The sequence below is a fragment of the Chitinivorax sp. B genome (genome assembly GCF_005503445.1).
Taxonomy (GTDB): Bacteria; Pseudomonadota; Gammaproteobacteria; order Burkholderiales; family SCOH01; genus Chitinivorax.
This window is the reverse complement of the sequence record NZ_SCOH01000113.1, coordinates 1-3,084: the sequence shown is the minus strand read 5'-3', so window position 1 is coordinate 3,084 and position 3,084 is coordinate 1. Positions and strand designations below refer to the sequence as shown.

Below are 3,084 nucleotides of genomic sequence, written 5' to 3'. Positions count from 1 at the left end.
CAAAAATAATTTCAATGCCTACATTGCCAAATCGGCATGCACATCTCCGCCATGTGGATTGCTAAGGTTTTGTTACCAATCAGGAATGCCAATGCTGCTGGAGGCGTGGGTGGTGGGTTTATTTCTGATTGTGCATATCTACTTATGATTATTTTCACTTTTTCTGCAGGTTGCCCTATACATCCGCCATGCTCGACTGGATATATTGCGATGAACAGGTACGACCGCAGTCAGCAGTCGCCGTAACAATAGTCATGCGTTGGGATGTGATCGAATATGGTAGCCGTAGTCAGTGGAAATGGGTTGGGATTGCTGGGCAGTTCGTTGGCCAGTCTGGGTAAGCAAGGTGGTCTGGGCAATGCGGAGGTGGGCCGGGGCGGGGAAGCGGTCTACGTCAATGCCAGCAACGGTAACCTGCTGCTGCAACACCGCGACGAGCTACTGCTGGGCAAGGGCCTGGGCATCGGTGCATTACGCACCTACAACAGCCAGGGCCAGTTCGATCATGACAATAATGACAACTGGCGAATCGGCTTCTACCGGCAGTTGGCCAACCTGAAAGGTACGCTGAATGCGGCCGGCAGCAGCATCGAACGCACCGAGGCCGATGGCTCGGTGGCGGTGTACGGGTTTGACGCGGCGCGCAAGCTGTATGTCTACCGCGACCCGAGTGGCGCTGACGACACCCTCAGCTTCGAGGCCGGCACGCAACAATGGACATGGCGTGATGGCAGCAGCCAGGTCAGTGAGCGCTACAACTGGCAGACCGGCCTGGGCCGCTTGCAGCAACAGGCCGACAGCGATGGCAACCAGCTGAGCTTCACTTACAACGGCACCCTGCTGAGCAGCGTCCAACACAGCAGTGGCGAAGCGCTGTGGCTGGATTACACCGGCAACAACCTGCAACAGTTGCGCCTCACCACCAGCGACGGCAAGACCCTCAGCCGCACCCGCTACAGCTACGATACCCAGCACCGCCTGAACAAAGTCAGTGTTGACCTGACCCCTGATCTCGCCACCGACGCAGTCAACTACACCACCACTTACACCTACGACGGCAACAGCAACCGTCTCCAGACCGTCACGCAAAGCGATGGCAGCGCGCTGCGTTTCGATTACCAGACCCTGTCCGACAGCAGCGTGCGGCTGGTCAAGCTGACCGAGCTGCACACCGATCCGGCGCTGCATCGGGTCACCGACTACCACTACGACCTGGCCAGCCAGACCACCCGCATCGTCAGTTATCAGGGCAGCAAGCCGCAGAACAATCTGGACGCCCCGGGCGGCGAGACCAGCCTCAGCTACGACGCAGCCGGCCGGCTGCAGCGGCTGACCCGCAGCGCCAACAGCGCCCAGGGCGTGGTCAGCCAGCGCCTGAGCTACCAGTACACCGCCGACGGCAAGCTGTTACAGAGCACCGATGGCGAGCAGCGTAGCATCAGCTATGACTACGACGCGCGCGGCAACCTGACCTTGCAGCGCGACCACGCTGGCAACACCGTACGCCGTCGCTTTGACGCCGCCAACCAGTTGCTCAGCGAAACCGTCTACCGCGTGGCCGACCCGGACGGTGCCGGCCCACAAGCCGCCAGTGGCGGCCTGACCCGCCGGCTGGTGTACGATGCCCAGCAGCACCTGCGCTTCACCATCAGCGCTGCCGGGCGGGTCACCGAATACCGCTATGAAGCGGGACTGCGTCGCAGTGAACGCGACTATGTTGCCGCCCACTATGACCTGAGCGGACTGGCCGAGGACGCGGTACTCAGCGACGCCCAGCTCAGTGCCTGGGTCGCCAAACAAGATGCGCGACAGGTCGAACTGACCGGCTACGACTACGACTTCCGTGGCCAGCTCGCCACCACCACCCGCTTTGCCACGGTCGATGCCCAGGGCAAGGGCGTGGCCGATGGCCAACAGCACGCCACCAGCCGCAGCTATGACCCACAAGGCCGGTTGCTGACCGAGCTCAGTGGCCGTCGCGTCATCCAATACCGCTATGACGGGCTGGACCGGTTATTGAGCAAGACCGAATTCGAACGTAGCCTGGATGGTAAAACCGACACCCAGTTAGCCCAGCACAGCACCGTCTATGACGATGCCGGTGGCAAAGTGATTGTCACCGATGCGCGTGGGCTGCGGACCGTGTCCAGCTATGCGCCGACCGGCGAGCTGCAGAGCGTGATGCAAAGCCTGGATGGGGTACAGGACGCCGGCACCACCCGCCACCGTTATGATGCCTTGGGCCGGCGGCGGGCGACGCTGGATGCCACTGGGCAAGCCACCGAACTGACCCTGTACGACACACTGGGCCGCCTGCTCGGCACCATTGATGGCCGCGGCTTCCTCACCGAATACCGCTATAACCAGGCCAACCAGCTGACGCATACCATCCGCTATGCCAACGCCCTCAGCGCCGCGCAACTGGAACAACTGCTCAAGAACGGCCAGGCCACGGCACTGTTGTTGGGTAGCCTGGACCCAAGCAGCCTGCCGCGTCCGGTCATCGATGACAGCCGTGACCGACACAGCTGGCAAAGTTATGATGCAGCCGGACGGCTCAGCCAGACGGTGGATGCCGACGGCTTGGTCACCGACACCCGCTATGACGGCGCCAGCCGGGTGGTGGCCACCCTGCGTTATGCCACGCCCCTGAAGCTGGCCGACCAGCAGACCTTGTCGAGCCTGCTGGGTGACACCCCGAACAAGGCCGCGATCCAGCCGACCGCCGATGCCGCCAACGACCGCGTCACCCGCCGCCTGTACGACGCCGACGGCCAGCTGGTGGGGGTACTGGATGGTGAAGGCTACCTCACCGAAACCCGCTACGATGCCGCCGGCCGGGAAACCCTGACGATCCGGTATGCCAACCCGAGCCAGCCGGCAGCCCGCGCCAGCGGTGACCTGGCGGCGCTGATGCCCGCCGCGCACGCCGACGACCAGCGCAGCTTCACCCTGTACGACGGCATGGGCCGGGTCAGTGCCCGCATCGACCCGGAAGGCTACCTCACCGAGTACCAATACGACGCCCAAGGCAACCGCAGCCAACAGACCGACTACGCCAAGGCGGTGTGGACGGATGGCGGG

Annotated in this window: 1 pseudogene; it reads left to right on the top strand. The window is 62.9% G+C overall.

Going from position 1 to position 3,084, the window contains the following annotated elements:
• Positions 1-276: 276 nt before the first annotated feature.
• Positions 277-3,084, top strand: a pseudogene (locus FFS57_RS24495) (hypothetical protein); the annotation flags it as partial.